21 protein-coding genes are annotated in these 24,233 nt (G+C 27.9%); 19 read left to right on the forward strand and 2 right to left on the reverse strand.

Annotation, left to right across the window (positions count from 1 at the left end; genetic code table 11):
* Positions 1 to 79: 79 nt before the first annotated feature.
* The 19 genes from CRU91_RS01205 to CRU91_RS01295 all read left to right on the forward strand — a co-directional run bounded on the left by CRU91_RS01205 (position 80) and on the right by CRU91_RS01295 (position 23,388).
* Positions 80 to 1,777, forward strand: a complete 1,698-nt coding sequence (locus CRU91_RS01205; RefSeq protein WP_113892556.1) for an acetolactate synthase large subunit — start codon at positions 80 to 82, stop codon at positions 1,775 to 1,777.
* On the forward strand, positions 1,777 to 2,274 hold the full coding sequence (ilvN, locus tag CRU91_RS01210; protein ID WP_113892558.1) for an acetolactate synthase small subunit: 498 nt from the start codon (positions 1,777 to 1,779) through the stop codon (positions 2,272 to 2,274). Before CRU91_RS01205 ends, ilvN begins: the two co-directional genes overlap by 1 nt.
* Before the next feature lie 36 nt (positions 2,275 to 2,310).
* Entirely contained in the window at positions 2,311 to 3,258 is a 948-nt protein-coding gene (gene lpxD / locus CRU91_RS01215; RefSeq protein WP_113892560.1) for a UDP-3-O-(3-hydroxymyristoyl)glucosamine N-acyltransferase, read from the forward strand.
* A gap of 221 nt (positions 3,259 to 3,479) precedes the next feature.
* A complete protein-coding gene (locus CRU91_RS01220; protein ID WP_235826916.1) occupies positions 3,480 to 5,486 on the forward strand; it encodes a DNA translocase FtsK in 2,007 nt (668 codons plus the stop codon).
* 261 nt (positions 5,487 to 5,747) lie between these two features.
* Positions 5,748 to 6,290, forward strand: a complete 543-nt coding sequence (gene hpf, locus CRU91_RS01225; protein ID WP_113892564.1) for a ribosome hibernation-promoting factor, HPF/YfiA family — start codon at positions 5,748 to 5,750, stop codon at positions 6,288 to 6,290.
* An 82-nt stretch (positions 6,291 to 6,372) separates the two neighbouring features.
* A complete protein-coding gene (gene der, locus CRU91_RS01230; protein WP_113892566.1) occupies positions 6,373 to 7,827 on the forward strand; it encodes a ribosome biogenesis GTPase Der in 1,455 nt (484 codons plus the stop codon).
* Between the two features lie 29 nt (positions 7,828 to 7,856).
* Positions 7,857 to 9,422 (forward strand): SulP family inorganic anion transporter, encoded by a 1,566-nt coding sequence (locus CRU91_RS01235; RefSeq protein ID WP_113892568.1) that lies wholly within the window; start codon positions 7,857 to 7,859, stop codon positions 9,420 to 9,422.
* 3 nt (positions 9,423 to 9,425) lie between these two features.
* Entirely contained in the window at positions 9,426 to 10,067 is a 642-nt protein-coding gene (locus CRU91_RS01240; protein ID WP_113892570.1) for a uroporphyrinogen-III synthase, read from the forward strand.
* 284 nt (positions 10,068 to 10,351) lie between these two features.
* Positions 10,352 to 11,623, forward strand: coding sequence for a phosphoribosylamine--glycine ligase (gene purD, locus CRU91_RS01245; RefSeq protein WP_113892572.1), 1,272 nt, complete (start codon positions 10,352 to 10,354; stop codon positions 11,621 to 11,623).
* 1 nt (position 11,624) lies between these two features.
* Positions 11,625 to 12,059 carry an RDD family protein gene (locus CRU91_RS01250; RefSeq protein WP_113892574.1) on the forward strand — a complete coding sequence of 145 codons (435 nt, stop codon included), beginning with the start codon at positions 11,625 to 11,627 and terminating at the stop codon, positions 12,057 to 12,059.
* Positions 12,052 to 14,211, forward strand: coding sequence for an LPS-assembly protein LptD (locus tag CRU91_RS01255; RefSeq protein ID WP_113892576.1), 2,160 nt, complete (start codon positions 12,052 to 12,054; stop codon positions 14,209 to 14,211). Before CRU91_RS01250 ends, CRU91_RS01255 begins: the two co-directional genes overlap by 8 nt.
* On the forward strand, positions 14,198 to 14,857 hold the full coding sequence (locus CRU91_RS01260; RefSeq protein WP_113892578.1) for a phosphoribosyltransferase family protein: 660 nt from the start codon (positions 14,198 to 14,200) through the stop codon (positions 14,855 to 14,857). Before CRU91_RS01255 ends, CRU91_RS01260 begins: the two co-directional genes overlap by 14 nt.
* A complete protein-coding gene (locus CRU91_RS01265) occupies positions 14,854 to 17,001 on the forward strand; it encodes a polyribonucleotide nucleotidyltransferase (protein WP_113892580.1) in 2,148 nt (715 codons plus the stop codon). The genes CRU91_RS01260 and CRU91_RS01265 overlap by 4 nt, the downstream gene beginning before the upstream one ends.
* Before the next feature lie 109 nt (positions 17,002 to 17,110).
* Positions 17,111 to 17,479 carry a response regulator gene (locus CRU91_RS01270; RefSeq protein WP_026804398.1) on the forward strand — a complete coding sequence of 123 codons (369 nt, stop codon included), beginning with the start codon at positions 17,111 to 17,113 and terminating at the stop codon, positions 17,477 to 17,479.
* 16 nt (positions 17,480 to 17,495) lie between these two features.
* Complete coding sequence (locus tag CRU91_RS01275) at positions 17,496 to 19,568, forward strand: chemotaxis protein CheA (RefSeq protein ID WP_113892582.1); 2,073 nt, start codon at positions 17,496 to 17,498, stop codon at positions 19,566 to 19,568.
* Between the two features lie 8 nt (positions 19,569 to 19,576).
* A complete protein-coding gene (locus CRU91_RS01280; protein WP_113892584.1) occupies positions 19,577 to 20,422 on the forward strand; it encodes a CheR family methyltransferase in 846 nt (281 codons plus the stop codon).
* A complete protein-coding gene (locus CRU91_RS01285; RefSeq protein WP_113892587.1) occupies positions 20,419 to 21,093 on the forward strand; it encodes a chemotaxis protein CheD in 675 nt (224 codons plus the stop codon). The genes CRU91_RS01280 and CRU91_RS01285 overlap by 4 nt, the downstream gene beginning before the upstream one ends.
* A 21-nt stretch (positions 21,094 to 21,114) precedes the next feature.
* Positions 21,115 to 22,188: a protein-glutamate methylesterase/protein-glutamine glutaminase gene (locus tag CRU91_RS01290; RefSeq protein WP_113892589.1), complete on the forward strand. Its 1,074-nt coding sequence runs from the start codon at positions 21,115 to 21,117 to the stop codon at positions 22,186 to 22,188.
* A gap of 147 nt (positions 22,189 to 22,335) precedes the next feature.
* A complete protein-coding gene (locus CRU91_RS01295; RefSeq protein WP_113892591.1) occupies positions 22,336 to 23,388 on the forward strand; it encodes a tyrosine-type recombinase/integrase in 1,053 nt (350 codons plus the stop codon).
* Between the two features lie 6 nt (positions 23,389 to 23,394).
* Here the strand turns inward: CRU91_RS01295 and CRU91_RS01300 are convergent, their stop codons facing one another.
* Together CRU91_RS01300 and CRU91_RS01305 are read right to left on the reverse strand one after the other, a co-directional pair.
* A complete protein-coding gene (locus CRU91_RS01300) occupies positions 23,395 to 23,673 on the reverse strand; it encodes a hypothetical protein (protein WP_113892593.1) in 279 nt (92 codons plus the stop codon).
* Between the two features lie 13 nt (positions 23,674 to 23,686).
* The gene (locus CRU91_RS01305; protein ID WP_113892595.1) at positions 23,687 to 24,193 is read right to left on the reverse strand and encodes a hypothetical protein; all 507 of its coding nucleotides are present in this window, start codon (positions 24,191 to 24,193) and stop codon (positions 23,687 to 23,689) included.
* Positions 24,194 to 24,233 lie beyond the last annotated feature (40 nt).

Consider the following 24,233-nt stretch of genomic DNA (forward strand, 5'->3'; position numbering starts at 1 on the left):
TTTGATTTCTTATAAAAAGGTAGTTTAATTGAAAATTGAGTAAAATAAAACCTTACTTTTAAAAAAATGGAGAATTATTATGAAAATGACTGGCGCAAAAATGGTTATTGAATCATTACATCAAGAAGGGGTTGAAGTAGTATTTGGATACCCTGGAGGCGCTATTATGAACGTCTATGATGAAATATATAAACAAAACTATTTTCAACACATTTTAAATAGACATGAACAAGCTTCAATTATAGCTGCTGAAGGTTATGCAAGAGCAACTGGAAAAGTAGGGGTTGCAATAGTAACTTCTGGTCCAGGGTTTACAAATGCAATTACTGGAATTGCTGATGCTTATATGGATTCAACTCCTCTTGTTGTAATTTCTGGACAAGTTCCAACAACTATTATAGGAACAGATGGTTTTCAAGAAATTGATGCAGTTGGTATTTCAAGACCGTGTACAAAACATAACTATTTAGTAAATAAAATTGAAGATTTACCAAGAATTTTAAAAGAGGCATTTCATCTAGCAAGTACTGGAAGACCAGGTCCTGTTCATGTTGATATACCAAAAGACATTACAGCTCAAGTTGGAGATTTTATATATCCTGAAGAGGTAAATATGCCAACTTATAAGCCAACAATTAACTATAATAAAAGACAATTAAAAAAGGCTATGGAAGCTATAAGTTGTGCTAAGAAACCACTTTTATACATTGGAGGTGGAGCAATTTTATCAAATTGTGCTTATGAAATAAGAGATTTAGCAAAAAAACTAAATATTCCAGCAGTTGAAACGCTTATGGCAAGAGGAGTTATGGGAGATGAAAACCCACTTTTCTTTGGAATGTTAGGAATGCATGGAGAATATGCTGCAAATATGGCTGCTCATGAAACAGATTTGTTAATATCTTTAGGTGCTAGATTTGATGATAGGGTTACAGGAAGACTTGATGAGTTTGCTTCAAAAGCAAAAGTTATTCATATTGATATTGATCCAACTTCAATTGCAAAATTAGTTGTTCCAGATTATCCAATTGTTGGTGATTTAAAATTGACTGTTAAAGCAATGCTTGAAGATATAGAAAACTATGAATTCAATGATTATACAAATTGGGTTGATTTACTAAAAGATTATAGAGAAAAAGAACCATTAAGATATATTGATAGTAATGAAGTTATAAAACCACAATGGCCAATTCAAAGAGTTGGGCAAATATTAGGAGATAATGCAATTATTTCAACAGATGTTGGACAACATCAAATGTGGACGGCACAATTTTTCCCATTTTCATATCCAAGACAGTGGATTACAAGTGGTGGATTAGGAACAATGGGATTTGGACTTCCAGCAGCTTTAGGAGTTGCAAGAGCATTCAAAGATACAAATAGAGTAGTTATAAATTTTACTGGAGATGGTTCTATATTGATGAATATCCAAGAACTTATGACTTGTGTTGAATATGATTTACCAGTTATAAATATTGTTTTAAATAACAACTATTTAGGAATGGTAAGACAATGGCAAACACTTTTTTATGAAAATAGATTAGCTGAAACTGATTTAACAGCTCAACCAGATTTTAAAATGCTTGTAGAAGCTTTTGGTGGAATAGGATATCGAGTAAGTACAAAAGATGAATTTGATAAAGCTTTAAAAGATGCAATTGAAAAAAGAAAACCAGCAATGATTGAAGTAATTGTTGCAAGATTAGAAGAGGTATTACCAATGGTTCCAAACGGACATTCATTAAATGAAATGACTTTATTAAAAGGAGATAAATAATGAGTAATTTTAACCATTATTATGATAGTCAAACAACTAGACAAGTTATCTCAATAGTTGTTTTAAATGAACATAATGTCTTATCAAGAATAGTAGGATTATTTTCAGCTCGTGGTTTTAATATAGACTCTTTAACAGTTGCTCCAATGGAAGATAGTCCATATTCAAGAATGACTATAGTTACAACAGGAGATAAACGAGTAATTGATCAAATTGTAAAACAATTAAATAAATTAATTCCTGTTTTAAAGGTAAATGAACACAAAAATGTTATTGAAAAAGATACAGTTTTGATGAAATTTTCAATAGATAATGAACTTTCAGATATTGATGTGATTGCACGTGCATATCATGGAAGTATTCAAAATGTTACAGATGAAGCCATAATAGTTTCAGCAACAGATTCTAGTGATAGAATTATGAATTTTATAAAAGTTATGCAAAAGTTTAATCCACTAGAAGTTGTAAGAAGTGGTATTGTAGCTATGGAAAGATAAGAATTTTTCTTATCTTTTATAATTCAAGGATAAAAAATGACCCTTAAAGAGATTTCAAAATTTTTAGGAATAGATTGTAAAATTGACAAAGAAATTACTGGTTTAAATAGTTTGAATGATTCAAATGAAAATGAACTCACATTTTTAGAAAATAAAAAATATATAAATGATTTAAAAAATACAAAAGCTGGTGCTATTTTAATATCTAATGAATATTCAAAAGAAATTCCAGAAAATTGTATAGCATTAATTTGTGATGAACCATATTTGGCTTTAGCTAAAGCTAGTAAACTTTTTGATCCAAAGCTTATAGAAACTACTGGAAATGAATCAAAAATTGGTAAAAACTCTACAATAATGCAAAATGTTTATTTGGGTAAAAATAGTGTTATTGGAGACAATTGTACTATTATGCACGGAAGCTTTATCGGAGATAATGTACAAATAGGAAACAATACTATTATATATCCAAATGTTACTATTTATAGAGATTGTATGGTTGGGAATGATTGTATTATACATTCTGGAACAGTTATTGGGAGCGATGGATTTGGTTTTGCAAATACAAAAGATGGAAAATATATAAAAATATACCAAAATGGAAATGTTATAATAGGTTCTGATGTTGAAATTGGTGCAAATTGTACAATAGACAGAGCTGTTTTTAAATCTACAATAATTGATGATGGAGTAAGAATAGATAATCTTGTACATATAGCACATAATTGTAAAATTGGAAAAGGTTGTATTTTAGTTACTCAAGTTGGATTATCTGGTTCAACAACACTTCATCATTATGTTGTTATGGGGGGACAAAGTGCAACTTCTGGTCATCTTGAGATAGCTCCTTTTACAACTATTGCAGCACGAGGTGGAGTTACAAAGAGTATAACTGAACCTAAAAAATCTTGGGCTGGATTTCCTTTATTTGAGCATAAACAATGGCTTAGATTACAAGGGAAAATATCAAATTTATTGAAATAATTTTATAAAAAGGTCATATCATCGCAAAGAAAATAATATCATTAATCATACTGTTTACACTATTATATTTTCAATTTTCAACATTTGCAATATCTAAAGATGTTGTAGGAGATGTTGGATTTTCATTTGCAAATTTTTCAAATAGATACTTCTCTTATTTATCATATGTTTATCTACTTTTATTTATCTATCCACTATATTTGATAAATTTTAAAGATAAGTTGGATAAAAAAGATTTAGTTTTAAATATTGTAGTTATATTTTTACTATTTTTTATATTACTTATTTTTCAAGCTTTAATCATTGAAAATCCTTACGATAGAGGAGAAATTGGAAATATTTTAGTAGATACACTAGCTCCAGTTATTGGAAGAATAGGGTTGTATTTATTTGTTGTTTTTGGACTTGTAATATCTGTTTTGATACTTTTTGAAACATCTGATTATGATATAGAAGATTTAAAAAAGTTTAAAAATAAAATAAAACTAAAAAATAGTATAAAAGTAAATAAGCAAGCTCAAACAAATCAAGTAAAAGTTACTAGAAAACCTATATCAAAAGAACAAGTTATTCAAGAGCAAAAAAGATTAGAATTTGTTCAATCTCAACAAAACTATCAAATCATTAATGATAATGTAGAAGAAGAGATTTTAGAGGCTTCTATTGTTGAGAAATCATCTAATGATGAAGAAATAAGCTTTGAAACAATAGATGAAAAAGAGCAAATTAATTCAAATATAATTGTTGAAGAATTAGAAGAGAATAAAAAGCTTTTAGCAACTTTAGAACTAGGAAAAACAGAGAAACCAAAAAATTTCCAATTACCTCCAGCTTCATTTTTTCAAAATCCTCCAAAAGAGAATAAATCAAAAATAAATGAAGCTTTGATTGATCAAAAAATTGCTGATTTATTGGATAAACTTGCGATGTTTAAAATTGATGGTGATGTTGTGAGAACTTATACAGGACCAGTTGTTACAACTTTTGAGTTTAAACCAGCACCAAATGTAAAAGTTTCAAAAATTTTAAGTCTTCAAGATGATTTAGCAATGGCATTAAAAGCTCAAACTATTAGAATTCAAGCTCCAATTCCTGGAAAAGATGTTGTAGGAATTGAAGTTCCAAATGAAGATACACAAACTATATATTTAAAAGAGATGCTGGAAAGTGAGATTTTCCAAAATTCAAAATCTCCATTAACTATGATTTTAGGGAAAGATATTGTTGGAAAACCTTTTGTAACTGATTTGAAAAAATTACCTCATTTATTAATAGCTGGAACAACGGGAAGTGGAAAATCTGTTGGAATTAATTCTATGATTTTATCACTATTATATAAAAACTCACCAGATAATTTAAGACTGGTTATGATTGATCCAAAAATGCTTGAGTTTTCAATGTACAATGATATTCCTCATCTTTTAACACCTGTTATTACAAAAGCAAGTGATGCAATAAATGCTTTAGCAAATATGGTTGGAGAAATGGAAAGACGATATACTTTAATGTCAAAAACAAAGACAAAAAATATCGAAAATTACAATGAAAAAGCACAAAAAGAAGGTTATGAAACTATGCCTTATATTGTGGTTGTTATCGATGAGTTGGCTGATTTGATGATGACAAGTGGAAAAGATGTTGAATATTCTATTGCAAGACTTGCACAAATGGCAAGAGCAAGTGGAATTCACTTAATAGTTGCAACTCAAAGACCATCAGTTGATGTTGTAACAGGACTTATTAAAGCAAATTTACCAAGTAGATTGTCTTATAAAGTAGGGCAAAAAATAGATTCTAAGATTATTTTAGATTCTATGGGAGCAGAATCACTTTTAGGGAGAGGAGATATGTTATTTACACCTCCAGGAACTCCTGGTCTTGTAAGAATTCATGCTCCTTGGAGTACAGAAACTGAGATAGAACAAGTCGTAGAATTTTTAAAAGCTCAAAGAGAAGTTCAATATGATATGAATTTTATAAAAGATAAAGCAACTTCATCTTTATCAAACTCTTCAAATAGTAACACAAATGGTGATGTATCAGATTTAGATGAACTTTATCAAGATGCAAAAGATGTAGTATTAGCAGATAGAAAAACATCAATTTCATATATTCAAAGAAGACTTAGAATTGGTTATAATAGAGCGGCAACAATAGTAGAGCAACTAGAACAAACAGGCGTTTTATCACAAGCTGATGCAAAAGGAAATAGAGAAATTTTAGTTTAAATTTCTCTATTTAATATCAATCAAATCTTTTAAATTTATCATCTTTTTTTCTATTTTTAAATTTCCACATAGTAATAAAATACCTTATACTTAAAAAACTTAAAATAAAAGTAATTATAAATAATACAATGTAAATAAAAATAATAAATACTTCCATTAATTTTTCCTTAATAATTTCATAAAAGTATTTTACCAAAAATACATCATACAATAAAAGCAAATTTATGCTAGAATAAATAAATCATTTAAAAGGAGTATGTTATGAATACAAGTATTGTAGGGCGACACATAAATTTAACAGATGCTATAAAAGATTATATAAATAGTTCGGTTGAAGTATTTAAAAAATATAATTTAGATATTATTTCTGTTACTTCTACTATTTCTGCAGATGAAAAACAAGGTAAAAAAGCGTTTACATTTGAGTTTACTTTGAATATTGCAAATATTGATACAGTTGTTGTAAAACAAAAAGATAAAGATTTATATGCTGCAATAGATATAGCCGTTGATAGGGTTTCAAAAGTATTAAGAAGACATCACGATAAAATAGCATCTCATAAAGCTACAAAGCTTAGTGAAATTGTAATAAGTGAAGTTGAAGATAAAATTGCAAAAGAACTTGAAAAATTTGAAGATGAAATAATACCACAAAGACTTAATTCTTATAAACCAATAGATATTGAAGAAGCACTTGAAGAACTTAAAAATTCAACTGCACAATTCAAGGTTTTTTACGATAAGGATGATAATATGAGAGTATTGTATAAAGCTTCAGTTGAAGGTAAATTTGGGCTATATTAAGATGTAGTTTAAAAAAGATAAAAGGTATTAGCAAAATTGCTAATACCTTTTTTGATTTATAAAAAATAGGATTTAAATATTTATGAATACACTAAAAAAAATAGCATTAATTGGGCAACCAAATGTTGGAAAATCATCACTTTTTAATAGACTTTCAAATAAAAGGATTGCTATTGTTTCAGATATTGCTGGAACAACAAGAGATGTTCGAAAAAATGAGATAGAGATTCTTGATAGAAGTGCTTTGTTGCTCGATACTGGTGGTATTGATGAAACAAATGATGCAATATTTTCAAATGTAAAAAGAAAAGCTATATCAACTGCAAAAGATGCAGATATTGTACTATTTCTAGTAGATGGAAAAAACATTCCAGATGATAAAGATAAAGAGTTATTTTATGAACTTCAAAGATTGGGGAAAGAACTAGCTTTGGTTGTTAATAAAATAGACAATGATAAAGAGCTAGAAAGGTTATGGGAGTTTTTTGAGTTTGGAATAGATGAACAAAATCTTTTTGGAATATCTGTTTCACATAATCGTGGTACAAAATCACTTATAGAATGGGTTTATAATCATTTACCAGAAAATCCTGAAACAGTAGCAAAACTTCAAGAAGAACAAAGAAGAAAAGAGCTTGAAGATGAGTTTGGATATATAGATGATGAAGATGATTTTTCAACTGAAACTTTAGAAAATATTGAAGATGAAAAGATAGTAGATGATAGTTTAGTAAATGTTGCCATTATAGGTAGAGTAAATGTTGGAAAATCTTCTATTTTAAATGCTTTATTAGGAGAAGAGCGTTCAGTTGTTTCAGATGTGGCAGGAACAACGATTGACCCAGTTGATGAAATGTATGAATATAAAGATAAAAAAATTACTTTTGTTGATACAGCAGGTTTAAGAAGAAGAGGAAGTATTGAAGGAATAGAAAAATTTGCTTTAATGAGAACAAAAGAGATGCTTGAACGTGCAAATGTTGCTTTAGTTGTTCTTGATGCTTCAAGGGAACTTACTGATTTAGATGAGAAAATAGCTGGACTTGTTGATGAATATGGTTTAGGAACAATTATAGTTTTAAACAAATGGGATGAGAATATGGATACATTCCAAAAAATTGAAGAAGAGATAAGAAGAAGGTTTAGATTTTTATCTTATGCACCAATTATTGCAGTATCTGCAAAAACAGGAAGAAGTATAGAAAGATTAAAAGATAAAATTATAGAAATTTTTGAAAACTATACTCAAAGAATACCAACTTCTCAACTAAATAAAGTTATAGAAGAGGCTGTTATACGACACTCCCTTCCAAGTCCAAATGGAGCATATTTAAGAATATATTATTCTACACAATTTAGTTCTCGTCCACCAAGAGTTGCATTAGTTATGAATAAACCACAGCTCTTACACTATTCATATAAAAGATATTTAGTTAATTTTTTAAGAGAACAGTTCAATTTTGAAGGAACTCCAATTCATATAATAGCTCGTGGGAAAAATGATAAAATGGGTGATGAAGAGTATTTAGAAAGGTAGTTTTATTTTAAGATAGGGAGAAAATAATTTTGGATAAAGTTAGAATAAAAAATGATATTTTAGCAGGAATTACAGTTGCTGTTGTTGCTCTACCACTAGCTTTAGCTTTTGGAGTTGTAAGTGGAGCAGGGGCTAGTGCTGGACTTTGGGGTGCTATAATTTTAGGATTTTTTGCAGCACTTTTAGGTGGAGTTCCTGTTCAAGTATCTGGTCCTACTGGTCCTATGACAGTTGTTTTTGCTGCTGTTGTTTTAGCATTTCCAAATGATTTTTCTTCTGTAATGATGGTTGTTCTTTGTGCTGGACTTATTCAAATATTTTTTGGAATAATTGATTTAGGGAAATGGGTAAAATATATACCTTATCCAATTATTTCTGGTTTTATGTGTGGAATTGGTGTTATTATTATAATTTTACAAATAAACCCATTTTTAGGAGCCCAATCTAGTAGTTCAATTATATATATATTAACTAATCTTTTTGATACCTTGAAAAATATAAATTATGAAGCTCTAATAATAGGGCTTATGACAATAGCCATAGTTTTTTTTACTCCTAAAAAAATATCAAAATTAATTCCAGCTCCTTTAATAGCACTGTTTATAGTAACAACAATATCTATAATATTTAATTTTGATGTTTTAACAATTGGAGAAATTCCTCAAAGTTTTCCCTCTTTTAATCTACCTTTTTCATTTGATGTTTATAGACTTAGTGAAATATTAACTTTTGCAATAACTTTGGCTGTTTTAGGTTCTATTGATACACAACTCACTTCTGTTTTAGTTGATTCAAGAATGAGAATAAAACATAACTCAAAAAAAGAGTTAATAGGTCAAGGGGTAGGTAACTCTCTTTGTTCTTTATTTGGGGCTATTCCAGGAAGTAGTGCAACGATGAGAACAGTTGTAAATATGAATAATGGTGGAACTACAAATATATCAGGAATGGTTCATGCAGTTACACTTTTACTTATAGTTCTAATGTTAGCACCTTTGGCATCAAAAATACCATTAGCTTTACTTGCAGGTATTTTGTTTAAAGTTGGTATAGATATACTTGATTATAGATTTTTAAAAGTTATTACAAGAATATCAAAACAAGATTTACTTATTATGTTTACAGTGTTTTTTTTAACTGTATTTGTAGATTTAATAATGGCTGTTGGAGTAGGTATTACAATATCATCTGTTTTAGCAGTTTATCAAATGTCAAAAAGTACTCAAATGAAAACTAAAACTTATAAGATTTCTGTTGAAGATGATGACAAACATTTTGATATAAATATAGTTAAAGTTAAAGGTTCTCTGTTTTTTGGTACAGCATATAATTTGGATAATACTTTAGATAAATTAAAAAATCACTCAAAAGTTATTCTTGATTGTAAAAATATTCATATTCTTGATATTTCGGCTATTTTCAAACTTGAAGAAATTATTCAAACATTTAAAGATAAAAAAGTGGAGTTAATTTTAGTTTTAAAATATAGACATAAAAAACGAGTCTTAAATATTGATAAATCAGATATATTTAAAAATATTAAGATTTATAGAAGTATTGATGATGCTATAGATTATATAAAAAAGATAAATTAAAATATGAGTAAAATATATTTATTAAATGAACAAAAATTTGAAAATGTCGAGAATTTAGAAGTTTTTGATATAGAATTTATAAATTTTAATATAGATTTAAAAAAATATGATGCCTTGGTTTTTACTTCGAAAAATGCAGTTTATTCACTTGATAAAAACAATAAAGATTGGAAAAACATTCCATCTTATCTAATTGCACAAAAAACTGCAAATATTGCTAAAAACTTAGGAGCGAATATAGCTTTTATAGGTGAAAGTGGACATGGAAATGATTTTGCTTATGAATTAATTCCACATTTAAAAGAGAAAAAAGTTTTATATATAAAAGCTTTAAAAACGGTATCTGATTTGCCAAATATTTTAAAGGGAAATAATATAGATTTGGATGAAGTTATAGCATATAAAACAACTTGTAATCACAAAGAGCCAATAATTTTAGAAAAAAATTCAACTATAATATTTACTTCTCCATCTAGTGTAGAGTGTTTTTTTAAAAAATATAGTTGGGATAATAGTTTTAAAGCAATATCAATAGGAAAAACAACAGCCAATTTTCTTCCAAAAAATATAAATTCAAAAATAAGTGATATTACAAGTGTAGAAGAGTGTGTAAAAATAGCTTTAAAAAATAGCTTTAAAAAATAGCTTTAAAAAATAGCTTTAAAAAATAGCTTTAAAAAATAGCTTTAAAAAATAGCTTAAACACAGTTTTAAACTTTTTTAGATAAAATCTTGAACTCTAAGTGGTACGGGATTTTCATTACTTGCGGGTCCGATAATATAATTTTTATACGAATTGTAGTCGTATAGTGTGTAGCAATTCATTGTGTTTTTGCTCCTAAAATACGCTCTTTGTATTACAACTGGCTTTTAGGGCCATTTTATGATTAACGGCTACTTGGATTTTATAATTTTTAAAAGGAAAAATCGTGAATATATTAATACTTGGAAGTGGAGGAAGAGAGTACTCTATAGGGTTAGCTTTAAAAAAAGAGCAATCTCACAAACTATTTTTTATGCCTGGAAATGGTGCAACTTCAAATCTAGGAACAAATATTAATATAAGTGATTATGATAAGTTAGCAATTTTTGCAAAGGAAAATAGTATTGATTTGACTATAGTTGGACCTGAAGCTCCTTTAGTAGATGGTGTTGTTGATATATTTAGAAAAAATGAACTTGTGATTTTTGGACCTACAAAAGAAGCTGCAAAATTAGAAGGTTCAAAAGCATATATGAAAAATATTTTAAAAAAATACAATATACCAACAGCAGCATTTATAGAAACATCTAGTGAGAATGAAGCACATAGTTTTATAAATAGTATGAGTTCTACTCCTATTGTTGTAAAAGCTGATGGACTTTGTGCTGGAAAAGGTGTAATTATAGCTCAAAGTAAAGATGAAGCAAAAAAAACTGTAACTGATATGCTAAGTGGAACTTCTTTTGGAGAAGCAGGTGCAACTGTTATAGTTGAAGAATTTTTAGATGGTTATGAATTATCAGTTTTTGCTATTTGTGATGGAGAAAATTATAAAGTTTTACCAGCAGCTCAAGATCACAAAAGAGTAGGAGATGGTGATACTGGACCAAATACTGGTGGTATGGGTGCTTATGCTCCAACTCCTTTAGTAAATGATGAAATTTACAAAAAAATTGAAGAAAGAGTTATAAAACCAACATTAAAAGGTATGCAACAAGAAAATGCACCTTATGAAGGTGTTTTGTTTATAGGTATTATGGTTGTAAATAATGAACCAATAGTATTAGAGTATAATGTAAGATTTGGAGATCCAGAGTGTGAAATTTTGATGCCACTTTTAGAATCAAAAGCTTCTGAACTATTTTATTATGGTGCTACAAAACAACTTGATAAATTAGATATTAAAATAAAAAATGAATATTGCGTTGGAGTTGTAATGGCAAGTGAGAATTATCCATATAGTTCATCTGCTCCAGCTATTATTACTATTGATAATATAGTAGATAAAGATTTATTGGATAATTCTCATATCTCTTTTGCAGGAGTTGAAGAAAAAGAAGGTAAACTTTTAGCAACAGGTGGAAGAGTTTTAGTTTGTGTTGGAATAGGAAAAAGTATTAAAAAAGCAAGAGATAGAGCTTATATGTTATCTTCAGAAGTTCATTTTGATGGTAAAAAATTTAGAACTGATATTGCATATCAAGCTTTAAAGAATTAATATGCAAGAAAATAATGGAAATTTACAATTAGCTTCTATGCGGTCAAGAGCATTTGCTTTTGTAATAGATGATGTGATTGTTAGTGTATTAATGATGTTTATTTACTGGGATAGTGTCGTATCAATAAGTGATGATAGTGATGCTATGATTTCTCTTATGCAGACTATTTTAATTCCATTAATGATATTAAAAGTTATATATCACACTTTTTTTGTTTGGTATTATGGAGCAACTATTGGTAAGAAAATTGTAAAAATCAGAGTAATAGATGCAAATCATTGGGATAGAGTTACAATCTTCCAATCTTTTTTAAGAGCCGTAGGAAGAGTTATATCTGAATTGTTCTACTATATTGGATTTATAGTTGGATTTTTTAATGATGGTAGAAAAACTTTCCATGATTTTACTGGTAAAACGTTGGTAGTAAATGCGTAAAGTAGTTGCATCTTTACTTATTGCTTCAGTTTTATTCGAAGTACAAGCAGAAGAATTAAAAAGTGAAAAATTACAATTAGTTGCAAAAAATGTTGATACAAAAGAAAATATTATTACAGCAATAGGTGATGTTGTAGCATATTCTCCTACATATTATTTAAGTGCAGATAAACTTGTTTATAATAAAGAAAAAGAGATTTTAGAACTTTTTGATAATGTTTTAATTATAAAAGACAATAGAGTTCAAACACAAAGTAATTATGCTTATGTAGATTTAAATAATGAAATTATAAATCAAGACCCTGTTTTTTTATTTGATTCTCCTTCTAATATATGGACAAATGCAAAAGAAGCAAATAAAAACAAAGAGATAATAAACCTCGATGGTTCAATTATATCATCTTGCGATTGTGTTGATCCAATTTGGAGTATTAGAACATCAAGTGCTGATTATGATACGGAAGATATGTGGATAAATGCTTATAATGCAAGACTTTATGTAAAAGATATACCAGTTTTTTATCTCCCATATTTTGGGTTTCCCACAGATACAACTAGAAGAACTGGATTATTACTTCCAACTTTAGGTTATTCAAGTGATGAAGGTTTTTTATACTCTCAACCTTTATTTATAGCACCTGCTGATAATTATGATATAGAATTAATCCCACAAATTAGAGCTTTAAGAGGATATGGAAGTTATGCAAATTTTAGATATGCTGATTCACCTAATTCTATGCTTAAAATTAAAACTGGATACTTTAAAGAAAAAAATAATTATAGGAAAAAAGAAAAGCTTGAAAATAGCGAACATTTTGGTTTAGATGTAGATTATGAAAGAAGAAATATAGTTTCTAACAGTAGAAATCATCAAGATGGAGTTTTTACATCCATTAAATTATTAAATGATATTGAATATAGAACTTTATCAGAAACAAGTAATGATGATATAGGTACTGATAAAAAAGTTGAATCAAAATTTAACTATTTTTATAATACTCCTGAATATTATGCTGGAGCATATGCTAAATATTATATAGATGCTTCACAAAAATCAAATAGTCAAACTCTACAAGAAATTCCACAATTTCATCTTCATTCATATAATAAAGAACTTTTTTTAGAAAATTTGATTTATTCAATTGATGCAAAATATCAAAATTTTACAAGAGAAAAAGGATTAACAGCACAAATATATGAGCTTAGTGTTCCGCTTAGTTATAGTCAAAATATTTTAGATGACTATTTATATGTAGGTGTTGAAAATAAAACTACTTTAAATCAATTTAATTATAGTAATTCTATTCATAAAAATTCAGACTATGAGAATGGTACTTTAATACAAAATATAACATCTTTTAAAATGGGAAGTGATTTAATAAAGCCATATAAAGATTATATTCATACTATAAATCTTAGTGCAAGTTATGATATACCGAAGAATTTGAGAAAAGATGGTGATTTGTATGGGATAACAGTAGATAAAGATCAATCTTCAAAATATCGTGAATTATCAGCATTTCCAACAATTCAAGATAATAAAACTATCAATTTGACTCTAAATCAATCAATTTATGATAAAGAGAGTTTACAACAGTTTATAAATCACAAAATGAGTCAATCTATTATTTATGATAGCTTAGATGAACCAAAATTTCAAGATTATGAAAATTATGTAAAAATAAATCATGATTTTGGTTCTATATCTGGAAAAGTTATTTACAATATGGATGACAATGAGATTGTTGAAAGTAGTGTAGACAATAGTTTTACTTATGAAAATTTTACTTTAAGTGCTGGATATTATAAAACAAAAAAAACAAATAATGATTTTAACGATAGAGATGACTTAGAATCATATAGGCTAAATACTTCATATAAAATAGCAAAAGATTACTCTGTTGGATATTATGAAAACTATAACTTAGAAGAAAAGCTAAGAAATAAACAAGGAGTAAGATTAAATATTGATGATGATTGCTGGAATTTAGATTTAAGGCTAGAAAAAGAAATTACTCCAAGAAGTAGTTATAGAAGTGGTGGAACACGATATGATAGCCATGAACAAACTATAGTTTATGCTGTTTTAATGTTAAAACCAATTGGAGGAATAAGACAAAAATATAAAGTAAGTGATAATGAACCAAGATAAGATTTTTTTTAAAAATAGAAAAGAAGCTTCTTTACAATTACTTGATGTTCTACCAGTTGAAAGTATGAAGCTAGAAAAGTGGATAGTGATTGGTTGTTCTTATGGTGGATATGAAATGTCTAAAATTATAGCAGAGGCTTTAAATGCAGATTTTGATATTATGTTTAGTCAAAAAATATTTGCACCAAATAATGAGGAGTGTGAAATAGCAGTTGTTACCGAACTTGAAGAGGTTTTAATCCACGAAGAGTTGGTAAAAGCTTTTGATATAAATTTAGATTCAATTTATTTGAAATCAAAAGATATATATGATAGCAGTATTAAAATATTAGCAAATAGATTTAGACAAAATGAAAAATTACAAAATTTACTTGGTAAAAATGTTTTAATTATAGATGAAGATATAAATGTTGGATTGGTAGTAATGGCTTGTATAAAAACTATTATTAATCAAAAAGTAAAATCTTTAAGTGTTGCAACTCCTATTTTATCAACAGCAAGTATTTCTACAGTTGATAGAATCACTGATGATTTGTATTATATAAAAAAGCTTGAACATTATATAGAAGCTGATTACTACTATGAAAATTTAGAGGAATTAACTTTTGAAGATATTGAAAGAATTAAAAATGAAGGAAAAAAATGACAATAGCATGCGAATTTGAATTAAATGGAAAAAATGAGATATTTGAGTTTAATAAAGTAGCCAAACAAGCAAATGGTTCTGTTTTATTAAAAGTAGGGGATGCGGTAATACTAGCAACTGTTGCTTGTGAATTTGATAATCCAGTAAGTGAAGATTTTACACCATTAACAGTTCAATATATTGAGAAAACTTATGCATCAGCAAAATTACCTGGAGGTTTTATAAAAAGAGAAGGGAAACCTAGCGATTTTGAAACTTTAACTTCAAGAGTTATAGATAGAAGTTTAAGACCACTTTTTCCAAAAGGTTTTGTATATCCAACAACAATAACTGTAATGGTATTGAGTGCAGATAAAAATGTTGATTTACAAACTGTAGCTTTAAATGCAGCTAATGCAGCACTATATACTTCAAATTTACCTATAAAAAAATCTGTTTGTGGAGTACGAATTGGGAAAATAGATGGTGAACTTGTGGTAAATCCAAATCAAAATGATTTAACTAATTCAACTTTAGATTTGTATATTGCTGGTTCAAAAGATGAACTTTTAATGATAGAAATGAAAAGTATATCTTCATTAGAAGAAAAGAATCACAAAACAAATGAAATTGTTGAAGAAAATCTAGTTGAAGCTATAGCTTTTGCACAAAATGCTTTAAAAAATTCAAATATTTCTTATGAAAATGGTTTTGAAAAAGCTTGTAAAGAAAAAGCTATTGTTGAACTTGTAGAATTTTCTATTGATGAAAAAGTGATCTCTTATGTAAGAGAAAAATTTTCAAATGATATAAAAGAAGCAATTAAAAAATTAGCAAAAAGTGAAAGAGCAACACAATTAAAAGATGTTGCAAAAATAATTTCAAAAAATGAATATTGTATATCAAATGAGATAGAATTTAATACAATTTATGAAGCTGTAAGTATAGTAAAAAGAGAACTTGTAAGAGCTATGATTGTAAATGATAGAGTAAGAGCAGATGGAAGAGGGCTTAAAGATGTAAGACCAATATCTATTGAAACAAATATTTTACCATCAGCTCACTCTTCTTGTTTATTTACAAGAGGTGAAACACAAGCTATTGTTATTGGTACACTTGCTGGTCATAAAGATGGTCAAATGTACGAAGTTTTAACAGATAAATCAACTTCAATGGAAAACTTTATGGTACATTATAACTTTCCAGGTTTTAGTGTTGGAGAAGCAAAACCAATATTTGGTGTAGGAAGAAGAGAATTAGGACATGGAAACTTAGCTAAAAAAGCTTTAGAGTCTACAATTGATAAAAAGTTTAGTGATACTGTAAGAATTGTATCTGAAATATTAGAGTCAAATGGTTCTTCATCTATGGCAACTGTTTGTGGTGGTTCATTGGCCCTTAAAGCGGCTAGAATTCCAGTTTCAAATCTTGTAGCTGGAGTTGCTATGGGAATGGTTGTTGAAGATTCTAAATATGCAATATTAACTGATATTATGGGATTAGAAGATCATGATGGAGATATGGATTTTAAAGTTGCTGGAACAAAAAATGGTATTACTGCATTGCAAATGGATATAAAACTTGGTGGAATTGAATTAAAAGTTTTAGAAGAAGCTTTACTTCAAGCAAAAGAAGGAAGAGAACATATTTTAACTATTATGGAAGAAGCATCAAAAGATATCATTTCAAGTAAAGCTTTACCAAAAGTGGAAGAATTTCCAATAGATTCATCGAAGATGATGGTAGTTATTGGAAAAGGTGGAGCAACTATAAAAGAAATTATTGAGAAATATTCTGTTAGTATAGATTTAGATAGAGATAATGGTATTGTAAAAGTTACTGGAGATAATGAACAAAAAATAAATGATGCTTGTGAATTTATAAAAACCCTTGTAAATAATGCAAATTCTTCAAAACCTCAATCTAAAAATATAGATTTTGAAAAGCTATATAGTGTTGATGAAGTCGTATCAGGAAGAGTTGAAAGAGTTGTTGATTTTGGAGCATTTATTCTTTTATCTAAAGGGGGAGAAGGTTTGTTGCACATCTCTAAAATATCTGATAAAAGAGTTGAAAAAGCAAGTGATGTTTTATCAGTTGGACAAGAAATAGAAATAAAAGTATTAAAAGTTCAAAAAGATAGAATAGAACTAGGAATGAAATAAGTTAATAATATATGAATATTATGATGTACATAGAGAAATATAATTTTAAATTAATAATTTCTATGTTAGGATAGTAAAATTTTAAATTGTAAGAATCTAAGGGGTTTATATGGCTAAGCTTTTAATAGTAGATGACTCAACTATGCTAAGAGATATGTTAAACTATGCTTTAAATGAAGGTGGTTATACAGATGTTATTGAAGCGGTTGATGGTGTAGATGGTCTAGCTAAAGCAAAAACTACGAATTTTGATCTAGTAATTACAGATGTTAATATGCCAAATATGGATGGATTAACTCTAATTGGGGAACTTAGAAAAATTCCTCATTATTCAAAAATACCAATTTTAGTTCTTACAACAGAACGAAGTGATGAGATGAAAGCAAAAGGTAAGATAGCTGGTGCTACAGGATGGATTGTTAAACCTTTTGTACCTGATCAGTTATTAAAGGCTGTAAATATAGTATTAAGTAGATAAATAGGGGGAACTTGATATGTCATTTGATATTTCTAAATATAGAGAAATGTTTTTAGAGGAAGCTACAGAGCTTTTCGAATCAGCAGATAATGTGTTATTAGAAGCTGAGAATAACGGGACGCTAACAGATGATGAAATGGGACAACTTTTCCGAGATGTTCATACATTAAAGGGTAGTGGAGCTTCTGTTGAGTTATCATATTTCGCAGAGTTTACTCATGATGTAGAAAATTTGATGGATAAACTTAGAAGTCATAAGATAGAGTATATTCCAGAAATGGCAGAAACTCTTATTGATGGGCTAGATGTTATGAAAGAAATTTTGGATCTTGAAGTTTCAGAACAAATAAACAGAGAAAAATTTACTGAAATGACTAGTTCTTTATTAGAAGAAATTAGAGCTTATTCAAATGGTGCTAAAGTTGTTAGAATTGAACCTGTTTTAGAAACTAAACAAGCAAAAATAGTTCAATCTCAATCAAAAACTGAAGAATTAAGTTCTCAAAAAGAGAGCTTTGGATTTTTTAGTGATGAATTAAATATTCAAAGAGATAGAACAGATAAACCTTTTGGTATTTTTATTGATGATGATGTAGATGATAAAAATTTTGGTTTTTATGATGATGATTTAGAAATAAAATCTAATTCTATTGATGATGATAAATTCAAAATCGACGAAAGTAAAGATAATTTTGGTTTCTTTGATGATATGCCAAAAATAACACCTAATTCAGTAATGAAATCGAATGATATTGAAGAAAATAGGGTTCAAGAGGAGAAAGTTGTTTCTGAAAATGATGATTCAACGACTCAAATCACACAATCAAGAAGAGTAAAAAACAGTGATGATGAGTCTAAAAAATCTATATCAAACAATAATAATAGTATTAGAGTAAACTTAGATAAAATCGATTTACTAATGACTAATGTAGGTGATTTAGTTATAACAAATGCTATGCTTACTCAATTTTCATCAACAATAGAAGATACAAAAACTAGGGGTCCTGTTTTAGAAAGATTAGAACTTCTTGAAAGACATATTAGGGATATGCAAGATAGTATTATGAGTATTAGAATGGTTCCTATGGATTCAATTTACTCTAAATTTCCTAAAGTTGTAAGAGATATATCAAAAAAACTTAATAAAAAAGTGGAATTTAAACACTATGGTGATAATGTTGAAATTGATAAAGCCATGATTGAGGGATTAACAGACCCATTAATGCATATTATCAGAAATTCTTTAGACCATGGAATAGAAATGCCAGAAGATAGAATAAAATCTGGTAAAAATGATACAGGAACTATTAGTATTTCTGCTGAGCAAGCAAATGGTCAGATGATTATTACTATTGAAGATGATGGAAAAGGTATTGATAGTGAAAAAGTAGCTCAAAAAGCACTAGAAAAAGGGCAAATTGATGAAAATCAATATAGTACAATGTCACATAATGAAAAAGCACTTTTAGTATTTGGAGCTGGAGTTTCAACAGCAGACCAAATTACAGATATTTCTGGTCGTGGTGTAGGAATGGATGTTGTAAAAACAAATATTCATAAACTAGGCGGAATTATAAAATTAGATACTGAAATAGGAAGAGGTACTGTAATTACAATTATGCTTCCATTAACTCTTGCAATTTTAGATGGGCTCGATATTAGAGTAGGTGAACAAAAATATATTTTACCACTTAGTTCTATTGTGGAATCTTTACAACCAACAGCTGATATGATTAAAAAAATTGGTGATGGAACACAAGATTTATTAATGTTAAGAGAAGAATTTATTCCTGTTGTTAAACTTCATCAGTTATTTGGATTACAAAAAAGCTTTGAAAAACTTGAAGATGGTATGCTGATTGTTGTAAAATCAGGTAATACTAAAGTTGCATTATCTATCGATGAATTTTTAAATCAGCATCAAGTAGTTGTAAAACCTCTTGATAAAAACTTTAGAAGTGTTCAAGGAATTGGTGCAGCAACAGTACGAGGAGATGGAAGTATAGGATTAATTCTTGATGTTGTAGGAATTATTGATGCTCAAATTAAAATAGAAAGAGATATGAATTCTGTAAGAAAGGCATCTTAAGAATACAAATGTCATATACAATAGAAGATGTTCATAATAAGATAAAAAAGCTTCTTTATTCTCTAACAGGTATTACCCTTACAGAGAATAAAGATATTATGATTTCAAACAGAATAGATAAATTAAGAAGAAATTGTAACTATTATGGTGATATTATGGAGTTACTCATATCAATTGAACAGGGTAAAAATGTTACAGAATTTATAAACTCTTTCACTACAAATAAAACTCATTTTTTTAGAGAAGATTTTCATTTTATAGATTTAAAGAATAGAGTTTTACCTGAATTATATAAAGCAGGGCAAAAAGCTTCTATTTGGTGTTCTGCTTCATCAACAGGAGAAGAACCGTATTCTATTGCTATGACAGTTTTAGAAACAAATGAGGAATTGCACTATAATATTCAAGCATCAATAACAGCAACGGACATAGATACAAATGTTTTACAATATGCAGCAGATGGAATATATAGATATTCGAAGTCATCAAAAGAATTTCCTTCTTGGATAAAACCTCAAAAATATTTCAAAAAAAGAGTGCAAGAAAATCTTACAGGTGAAGAAATACTAATAAAAGTAAAAGATGAACTAAAAAGAATGATAACCTTTCATGTAATGAATTTAAATGATGATAGTTATCCATTCTCAAATAATCAATTTGATGTTATTTTTTGTAGGAACGTTTTAATATATTTTTCTGTTGAAGACCAAAATAATATCCTAAAAAAGATTTTTAAACATCTTAAAATAGGTGGAACTTTATATATAGGACATTCAGAAAATCCTCAAGATTTGATACATTATGTAAGAAGAGTAGGACAAAATATCTTTGTAAAAGAGAAAGATTTAATATGATTACTATAGGTAGAAAAGATGGGAATATTGAAAAAATTTCTTCTACAAAGATTACACAGAAAACAAAAGGATATAGTACCCATACTGTTTTGGGTGGAGAGTTTGCAGTTGTATCAGACGATGACGAAGTAGCACTTAAAACTCTTTTAGGATCTTGTGTTGCTTTAATGTTTTATGATAGAAAAAAAAGAATAAAAAGTATGAACCATTTTCTATTACCAGATACGAATGATAATACAAATGATATGAAATATGGGTTATATTCTGTTGAAGCTATGCTAAATGAAATGTATAAAATGGGATGTTCTAAATCAGATATTATTGCAAAAATATCTGGTGGGGCTGATATTATGAACTTAAACCTTAGTAGTTCAATAGGTCAAAGAAATGTAAGCTTTGCAAAAGAGTTCTGCCATAAAGAGGGATTTAGGGTTATCTCTGAACACACAAGAGGAGAGCATGGTAGATTAATACTACTTGCAAATGATTTTGAAACATTTATTAAAGTTACTCAAAAATCTGAAACTGATAATAAAATTTTATCTAATGAAAAATCATTACAAATTGAAATTACTAAAGCTCCAGTTATTAAAGAATACACTGGTGGAGTTGAACTTTTTGGTAAAGACAAAAATAAATTTGAACAAACAATGGAAATTGAACTTTTTTAATAATATTTATAGGATAAATTTATGTATACTGTATTGATAATAGATGATTCAGCTTCAATGAGAAGAGTTTTAAAGGATATGATAAACTCTATTGATGAATTTGAAGTTATAGATGTAGCAAATGATGCTTATGAAGCAAGAGAAAAAATAAAAGAATATGAACCCGACTTAGTAACAATAGACATAAATATGCCAAAGATGGATGGAGTTACATTCTTAAGAAATCTAAATAGACTTCATCCTATGCCGGCAGTTGTAATATCTGGAGAGAGTGTAAGAGGAAGTGATATTTTTGATGATGGTGCAGTTGGATTTATTCCAAAACCAGAGATGGGTGAGTCTATGGAATCTTTTAATGATAGAATAAAAGATACTCTTTTAAGTTTAACATTTCTACTTAAAAAATATACCTTAAAAAAACCTAAACCACAAAAAAAAGGTTATATCCAAACTCAAAATGTTGATTATAAGGTCCATCCTGATGAAGTTATTCCTCTTCGCGCGGCAACTTTTAGTGGACAAAAGGTCATAGCTATTGGTTCTTCAACTGGTGGAGTAGAATCTTTATTAAGAGTATTTAGTAAACTACCATCTAATTTACCACCAATTGTTATAACTCAACATATTCCTTATGGATTTTCTAACTCTTTTGCACAAAGACTAAATGACTATTCAAATGTAAATGTATGTGAAGCTAAAGATGGTATGATTTTGGAAAGAGGGCATGGGTATTTAGCTCCTGGAAATATGCACTTAACAATAGAAAAAATTGGTAATGAACTAAGAACAAAATTATTGGATACTAAAAAAGTAAGCCAACATAAACCTAGTGTTGATGTACTTTTTCGTTCTGTAAACAATACAGTTGGTGGAAGTGCTATGGCTGTTATGATGACAGGAATGGGAGATGATGGAACTATTGCTATGAAAGAACTATTTGATAATGGAGCATATACAATTGCCCAAAATGAAGCTAGTTGTGTTGTATTTGGAATGCCAATGAAAGCCATACAAGCTGGAGCTGTTAAAGATATTGTTCATTTAGATGAAATTGCTGATTATATAATTTCTTTTTCAAATGGTAAAATTAGATAATTGTATAAAGATAAATAATTCTATGTAAACTATTAAGATTGCATAGAATTATTTATTTAGTATTGAAAACTATAATTTTCAAACCAATATTAATATATATTTTGATACAATCTTTTTATTAAATACAACCCATTATAAAGGTTCTCTATGAGATATGAATTAGATTTTAAAAATAGTTTCAATATTACTTTACTTTTTTGGATAGAACGATTTGTGAGAAATAAACTTACAAGTCTATCTAATCGACAAGTAACAAATAAAGATAAGTTAGCTTCAATTATTCAAAACTTAGTTAAAGGTACAAAATCTATTGAAGAATTGGAGATTTTAGTAAAAGAAGCAAGAAATATTGGATTAAGTGGTATAAATACATATTTTAATCCTCTTTTAAAATTATACAACTATACAAATTCTTTAGGTTTAGCTTCTATGAAAGAAATTGATGAAGAACTAATTAGTGACTTTTTAGCTAGCCAAACAAGTTCTTTATCTGATGCTTCAAAAAAAAATCATAGAATTGCACTACTATCTTTGTTTTCATATATAGATAAACAAAATGAAAATGAAGATGGAAGCTCATATTTATTTAAAATTGAATTAAAAAATTGGGGTGGTTTAAGTGGTAAAAGTGGTACTAAACTACCCTCTTTTATGAATAAAGATGAAATTGATAAGTTTTTAGAAGCTATTGATAATTTTGAATTTACAGATAATACTGCTTATAGAAATAGACTTATTTTAAAAATCATAATTTACACAGGTGTTAGGGTTAGTGAAGTTTTAAACTTAAAAATAAAAGATTTATTTAAAGAAGATGATGTATATATGCTTCAAATCAGAGGAAAAGGAAATAAACCAAGAGTCGTGATGATTAAAAAATATATCATTGAGAATGACTTACAAAACTGGTTAAATATGAGAGTTTGTCAAAATGATTTACTTGTTTGCAACCAAAAAGGTGAAAGGCTAACGCAAGCTTATATTAGTAGAGTTGTAGAAAATATACTAATAAGTGCTGGTATACGAAAAGAAAAAAATGGAGCTCATATGTTACGGCACTCTTTTGCTACATTACTCTACTCAAAACACCATGATTTAATACTTGTACAAGAAGCTTTAGGTCATGCTGATATTAATACAAGTAGAATTTATACTCATTTTGATAAAGAAAGACTCAAAAAAACTACAGAAATTTTTTAAATATTTTTACCAAAAAGATTGAGTCAAATTATCTAAATTTGACTCTTGTACTTCTAAATATATATTTTCATCATAATCCAAATAAATACTATATTCCCCTATAGAGAAACTATTTTCAATATCTCGTTTATTGAAATACGATATATCATCACTAATATTACAAAAATTAGCTAAATGATACTCCACTAACGATGGTGACATATTATCTATTTTACTTTCTAGTAAGTTAAAATTTTCAACTCCAAAAAGGTTTAAAATAGAATTTTTATCAATACAAAATATCACTCTAAACTCTATTTTACTGATTTATTCCAAGCAAAGAGTTCAATCTTGGATCAGTTAAATCAACTCTATTATCATCTTCTTCATCTTCAGATTTTTCTTCATTGCTAAATGTATTTAAAATATTAGGTTCTTCATCTTTTTCATCTTCATTTGTTGTTTCAGAATAAGAAAGTCCTAAAAGATTATCTACTGATTGTAAATTTGACTCAGTAGTAGTTGAAGAGCTAACATTAACATCACTTAAGATGCTATTTTGTGTATTAACACTACTTTTATTTAAAATAGTTTCAATTTGTCCAAGCATAGTTGAAATATGTGTCTTATCTTCTTCTGTATTATTCTTAAGCTCATCAACACTTTTCTCTAAGTCCTCTTTTGCTAACTCAAGGTTAAATACATCTTCTTCTAACTCATTTATTCTTATTTTTAAACCTTCATTCTCTCCTTGAAGTTCTTCATAAGCCTTGATTAAAGTACTTAAAGCATTATTTAGTTTTGAAATTGTTTCTGCATTTGTCATAGTTATTAAATCCTTATTAGTTATATATTAAAACCGTATT

Source organism: Aliarcobacter vitoriensis, assembly GCF_003316695.1.
GTDB classification, from domain to species: Bacteria; Campylobacterota; Campylobacteria; order Campylobacterales; family Arcobacteraceae; genus Aliarcobacter; species Aliarcobacter vitoriensis.